Genomic DNA, 6,182 nt, shown 5'->3' on the forward strand with positions numbered 1-6,182 from the left:
GTTTCCAAACGGGTAAATAACGAACCTCAGCCCGCAGCCTTGCCCGGGACGACGTCGCGCTGGCGCTTCATCACGATCTTGTTCAGCGCGCCGAGATAAGCCTTGGCGGACGCGACCAGCGTGTCCGGATCGGCGGCGCGCGCGGTCATCGAGCGGCCCTCATGCGCCAGACGCACCGAGACCTCGGCCTGCGCGTCGGTGCCCTCGGTCACCGCATGGACCTGGTACAGCTCCAGCTTGGCCTCGTGCGGCACCAGGCGCTTGATGCAGTTGAACACGGCGTCGACCGGGCCGTTGCCCTCGGCTTCCTCGATCTTGATCTGGCCGTCGACGTCGAGCTTCATGGTCGCGCGCTGCGGGCCATGGGTGCCGGCGATCACGGTCAGCGAGGTCAGCTTGATGCGGTCGTGCGCGGCCGCCATCTCCTGGTCGACCAGCGCCTCGATGTCCTCGTCGTAGATGTCCTTCTTGCGGTCGGCCAGCGCCTTCATCCGCGTAAAGGCATCCTCCAGCTGGTTGGCGCCGAGCTTGTAGCCCATCTCCTCCAGCTTGTGGATGAAGGCGTGGCGGCCGGAATGCTTGCCCAGCACCAGCGAGGACTGCTTCAGGCCGACCATCTCGGGCCGCATGATCTCGTAGGTCGAGGCGTCCTTCAGCACGCCGTCCTGATGGATGCCGCTCTCATGGGCGAACGCGTTACGGCCGACGATCGCCTTGTTGTACTGCACCGGGAACGAGGTCGCCGCCGACACCACCTTGGAGGCGCGGGTCAGCTGCGTGGTGTCGATCTTGTTCCAGTACGGAAACTTGTCGTTCCGCACGTTGATCGCCATCACGATCTCTTCCAGCGCGGCATTGCCGGCGCGCTCGCCGATGCCGTTGACGGTGCATTCGACCTGGCGCGCGCCGCCGACGATGCCGGCCAGCGAGTTGGCGACCGCCATGCCGAGGTCGTTGTGGCAATGCACCGAGAAGATCGCCTTGTCGGAGTTCGGCACCCGCTCGATCAAGGTCCGCATGAAGTGGGTATATTCCTCCGGCACCGTGTAGCCGACGGTGTCGGGGATGTTCACCGTGGTGGCGCCGGCCTTGATGACGGCTTCCACGATCCGGCACAGATAGTCCATCTCGCTGCGGGTGCCGTCCTCGGCCGACCATTCGACGTCGTCGATCTGGTTGCGGGCGCGGGCGACCATCGCGACCGAGGTCTCGATGACCTCCTCGGGGGTCTTGTTCAACTTCACCCGCATATGCAGCGGCGAGGTCGCGATCACGGTATGGACGCGGCCGCGGCGCGCGAACTTCACCGCTTCGGCGCAGCGGTCGATGTCGGCCGGATGGGCGCGCGACAGGCCCGCGATGACCGAATTCTTGGAGCGGCGGGCGATCTCGCTGACCGCCTGGAAGTCGCCTTCCGAGGTGATCGGGAAGCCGGCCTCGATGACGTCGACGCCCATGTCGTCCAGCAGCTCGGCGACCTCGAGCTTCTCCTCGAAGGTCATGGTGGCGCCGGGGCACTGCTCGCCGTCGCGCAAGGTGGTGTCGAAAATGATGACGCGGTCCTTCTCGGACTTGTTCGCGGTGGCCATGTCAGAAATTCCTTTAAGCTTTGCGCCCGTCATGTTGCTCCTTGAGCAATTACCTGGGCGATATCAGGGTTCGATGATCTCGTACAAACCCCTGAGTGCCCAGGCGCAGACGCCCAGCCGGCCCTCAGGGGCAGGTAAGAAGCAGGCCGCCAATAAGGAGGGCGGGCGTCGCAGCCGGGATCGTGGCGGTAGCCTCAGCCACCTCCCCCGAAATCCCATCGATTTGGCCGCGAATCAGCATTGCCGGACCCTGTTGAGCGCAAAAACCCTCGGTCAAAACCATTGACGGTTGGTTGCCGGGACGCGCTATGCGCCGTCGTTCTAGACGATTATAGCGAGCCGCCGCAATGGGTAAAGATGGTCAGAGGGGTTGACCTAACGTACCGAGACAGCTTGGCGCATCAGGGACGCACAAGCAGTGGGGTCTCCTCCCCCTTGCGGGACCGCCGCAGCCACGCGCGGCCGAAATATCGAAAACAACCCCATGCAAAGGAGCTGCCGGCTGCCGACGTTCGGCAAGGCAACTTGACGCGTCGGGCAACTCAGCGGTACATTTCCAATATTCCGAAATCGTTCGAGCGCCTCGCGTCCGACCCGGCAAGGGGAAGCGAGCCCGCCCCGTGGGCCCACCTCACATCGGCTGGCGATGCAGCTACCTCGCCCAGCGCTCGACCCTTCACCTCCGCCCGCGCGACGACGCGCGCAGGCTCGACGGCGAGCGGCCGTAGAGCTCGGCGAACGCGGCATTGAAGCGGCGGACGCTGCCGAAGCCGGCGCGGAAGGCGATCTCGGTCATCGCATCGTCTGTGGTGTCGATCAGGCGCTTGGCGCGCTGGACGCGGCGGGTGGTCGCGACCTGCTGCGGGCTCGCGCCGACATGGCGCTCGAACAACCGCCCGAGATGACGCGAGGTGATGCCGAGCCGGTCGGCCAGCGCGGCAACCGAGCCGCGCTCGAGCGCGCCGCCGTCGATCAGCTTCAGCGCGCGCGCAACCGTGGAGCGCGTGCCGTTCCACGCCGGGCAGAACGCCGCGGTTTCGGGACGGCAGCGCAGGCACGGCCGATAGCCCGCCGCCTCGGCCGCGGCTGCGGTCGGGTAGTAGGTGACGTTGCGCGGCAGCGGGTGCTTCACCGGACAGACCGGGCGGCAATAGATCCGCGTGGTCTTCACCGCGGTGAAGAAGCGGCCGTCATAGCGCGCGTCGCGCCGCAGCCGCGCCGCGTTGCAGACCTCGAAGCTGAGCATGACCTGACACTAGCGCATCGCGCGATCGAGAAAAGGGGCCGGCGGTGATGAGGTCCGATTCCGGCCAGCAGGTCGCGCCGCACCGGCCTAGATCGAGCCGATCGATCAAACCCGGAGACATCGCAATGACCAGCCCGACCAACAAGGACATCGTCCTCAACGCCTGGCAGACGTTCAGGACCCGCGACGCCAAGCTGATTGCCGCCGCGTTCGCGCCGGATGCCGAATGGATCGCACCGGCCCGCAACGCCACCGCGGTCGCGCTCGATCACACCGATCACATGATCGGCGCGGAGGCGATCGCCCGCTTCATCTCGACCGAGATGCACCGCCTGTTCACCAAGATCGACATCGCGTTCCGCGCCGTTCATGCCGACGGCGACAGCGTGATCGTCGAGGAGCGCATGCGCGCGACGCTGCCGGGCGGCCGATCCTACGACAATGACTATTGCTTCGTGTTCGTGGTCGAGGCAGGCCGCATCAAGCAGGTGCGCGAATACATGGATACGCGCAAGGGCTGGCAGATGGTGTTCGGAGAAGCTGCGGCGTGAAGCGTGCGCGCGGCGCCGGCGCTCCCGCGCAGTTGCGCACTCATGTAAGGGACGCACCAACGGAAGGGTTCCCTCCCCCCTTGCGGGGGAGGGTTAGGGAGAGGGTGGCCACACGACGAACTGTCTCCATCTGCGCGACGAAGGCTGAGCTTTCCGTTGACCATCTCGCCCGGGGCTCACCCCTCTCCCCACCCTCCGCCGCAAGGGGGGAGCGAGCCGCCGAGGGTGCTCACCTCACGTCTGCTTTCGCCATCCCGATCGAGCCTCACATCGACAATCGATGCCGAGGCTCGGCCAAGATGTGCTCGCGGCGAAACCCTTCCTACACCATGACATCAGACATGATCTCGGCCGGCGACAACCATCACCCGTGCGCGGCCGCTGAAGTCAATCTTTGCTCAACAGGTTGCATCTAGGGTGCGGGCGGCGGCCGGGTGTTAAGGGCGCGATCTTGTTTAGTTAAGGAGATATGGGGATCATGCCCGCGACGAACGTGGCCGAAGGGCCCAATCAGCGACAAGCCGGCTTCAATCTCTTCCTCGTCGGATTCCTGATCCTGTTCCTCGAACTGGCCTGCATCCGCTGGTTCTCGGCCAAGGTCGTCTTCCTGCAATTCTTCACCAACATCGTGCTGCTGGCGGCCTTCCTCGGCATGTCCTGCGGCTGCCTTGCCGCGCGGCGGACCACCAACTGGCTTGCGCTGTTTCCCGGGCTCGCGCTCGTGACCTTCGCGGCGGTGGCCACGATCATGGTGCTGTATTTCCAATGGGGCGAGTTCGCGGTCGACGTCGGCCATCAGGCCTCGCCGCAGGAGGTGTTTTTCGGCACCGAGTATCGCAACCCGGATCTTGCCAAATTCGTCGTGCCGATCGAGGCGATCGCCGGGCTGTTCTTCGTGCTGATCGCGCTGATGTTCGTCGGCCTCGGCCAGACGCTCGGCCGCGCCTTCGACGCCTACCCGAACCGTGTCGCCGGCTATTCGCTCAATATCGGCGGCAGCCTTGCGGGCATCGTGGGGTTCTCGCTGCTGTCGTTCGCGCAGGCGCCGCCGGTGGTCTGGTTCGGCATCAGCTGCGCCGGCATCGTCTACCTGCTCTACCAGGACAAGGCGCTGTCGATCCTGCGCCTCGCGACGATCATCTTCGTGGTGGGATTCACCGGATTCTACACCGATCGTACCGGCAACCATGACATCCGCTGGTCGCCCTATTACGCCGTCGATCTCAACAAGAAGAGCGGCGAGATCACCGTCAACAGCATCGGCCATCAGGAGATGATGCCGTTCAGCGAACGCGGCTCGTCCTATTCGCTGATCCATTTGCTGCAGAAGCACAGCGGCGGCGCGCCGTTCAAGGACGTCATGATCATCGGCGCCGGCTCCGGCAACGACCTCGCGCACGCATTGCGCTTGGGCGTCGAGCGCGTCGATGCGGTCGAGATCGATCCCGCGATCCAGGACATCGGCATCCACAACCACCCCGACAAGCCCTATCAGGATCCGCGGGTGGTGCCGCATCTCGACGACGGCCGGCATTTCCTGCGCACCACCGACCGCAAATATGATCTCGTGGTGTATGCGCTGGTCGACTCGCTGATCCTGCACAGCGGCTACGCCAACATCCGTCTCGAAAGCTATCTGTTCACCGAACAGGCGTTCCAGGATGTCCGCCGCGTGTTGAAGCAGGACGGCATCTTCGTGATGTACAATTACTACCGCCAGGGCTGGATCGTGCAGCGTGTCGCCGAGATGGCCAAGCAGGTGTTCGGCTGCGATCCGCTGGTGCTGCCGCTGCCCTACAAGGAGACGCTGACGTCGTCCGAGGCGGTCGGCTTCACCACCATCATCGCGGGCTGCAATCCGCGCATCTCCACCGCGTTCCGCGACCGCGGCAAGTTCTGGCTGAACAGCCTTCCGCCGGAGAACCTGGCGGTCGACGGCTTCGACAAGCCGCAAGACAGGCAGGACAAGACTGCGCCCCAGCGCGGCGACTGGGTGCCGCTGGCGCCGGCAAAGCTGGTGGTCGACAATGAAGGCGCCAAGCAATCGACCAGCGACGACTGGCCGTTCCTCTATGTCAGCGGACGGCTGATCCCCGACCTCACGGTTCGCTCGATGATCCTGCTCGGCGTGCTCGGGCTTGGCCTCGTCTACCTGTTCAAGCCGAAGGGCGCCTGGCGGCCCAACAACCGGATGTTCTTCCTCGGCGCCGCCTTCATGCTGCTCGAGACCAAGGCGGTCGTTCAGATGGCGCTGCTGTTCGGCAGCACCTGGCTGGTCAACTCGGCGGTGTTCTTCACCGCGCTGCTGTTGATCCTCGCCGCCAATCTTTACGTGATCAAGGTGCCGTCCACCCGGCTGGTGCGCCATTATGTCGGACTGCTGGCGTTGCTGGCGGTCTCGGTGCTGGTGCCGCTGGACACGTTCCTGGCCGGCGGCATCGTCTGGCGCTACGTGATCCCCTGCGCGCTGGCGCTCGGCCCGATGTTCTTCGCCGGCGTGATCTTCGCGCGCTCGTTCCGCGACGAAGCCAATCCCGATCAGGCGTTCGGATCGAACATCGCGGGATCTGTGATCGGCGGCCTCGCTGAGTCGTGCTCGACCCTGCTCGGCTTCCGCTATCTCCTGATCGTGGCGATCGGCTTCTACCTGCTGTCCGCCTGGATGCCGTCGCGCAAGGGCTAGCCGTGAGGAGAGTAAGGGACGCACCGACGGCAGGGTTCCCTCCCCCCTTGCGGGTAGGGCTATCGCATATGGGCGAGGACAGAGAGAAGGAAGTCGTTATTCCATCTGGCCTG

The 6,182-nt window shown here is 64.9% G+C and carries 4 protein-coding genes; 2 read left to right on the forward strand and 2 right to left on the reverse strand.

What is annotated here, in order from left to right; all coding sequences use genetic code 11:
* Positions 1–26 precede the first annotated feature (26 nt).
* The gene (locus QMZ05_RS11510; RefSeq protein ID WP_353700859.1) at positions 27–1,589 is read right to left on the reverse strand and encodes a 2-isopropylmalate synthase; all 1,563 of its coding nucleotides are present in this window, start codon (positions 1,587–1,589) and stop codon (positions 27–29) included.
* A gap of 676 nt (positions 1,590–2,265) precedes the next feature.
* Positions 2,266–2,835 (reverse strand): Ada metal-binding domain-containing protein, encoded by a 570-nt coding sequence (locus QMZ05_RS11515; RefSeq protein ID WP_353700860.1) that lies wholly within the window; start codon positions 2,833–2,835, stop codon positions 2,266–2,268.
* Between the two features lie 125 nt (positions 2,836–2,960).
* Here QMZ05_RS11515 and QMZ05_RS11520 point away from each other — a divergent pair, with 125 nt between their 5' ends.
* Entirely contained in the window at positions 2,961–3,386 is a 426-nt protein-coding gene (locus tag QMZ05_RS11520; RefSeq protein ID WP_353700861.1) for a nuclear transport factor 2 family protein, read from the forward strand.
* Positions 3,387–3,864: 478 nt separating this feature from the next.
* A complete protein-coding gene (locus QMZ05_RS11525) occupies positions 3,865–6,069 on the forward strand; it encodes a hypothetical protein (protein ID WP_353700862.1) in 2,205 nt (734 codons plus the stop codon).
* Positions 6,070–6,182 lie beyond the last annotated feature (113 nt).

Source organism: Bradyrhizobium sp. INPA03-11B, from assembly GCF_040446015.1.
Taxonomy (GTDB): domain Bacteria; phylum Pseudomonadota; class Alphaproteobacteria; order Rhizobiales; family Xanthobacteraceae; genus Bradyrhizobium; species Bradyrhizobium macuxiense_A.

Bases quoted from the DNA above. Each gene is read 5' to 3' on its own strand.
- QMZ05_RS11525 (WP_353700862.1), top strand. From the start codon at position 3,865: ATGCCCGCGACGAACGTGGCCGAAGGGCCCAATCAGCGACAAGCCGGC.
- QMZ05_RS11510 (WP_353700859.1), bottom strand. From the start codon at position 1,589: ATGGCCACCGCGAACAAGTCCGAGAAGGACCGCGTCATCATTTTCGAC.
- QMZ05_RS11515 (WP_353700860.1), bottom strand. From the start codon at position 2,835: ATGCTCAGCTTCGAGGTCTGCAACGCGGCGCGGCTGCGGCGCGACGCG.
- QMZ05_RS11520 (WP_353700861.1), top strand. From the start codon at position 2,961: ATGACCAGCCCGACCAACAAGGACATCGTCCTCAACGCCTGGCAGACG.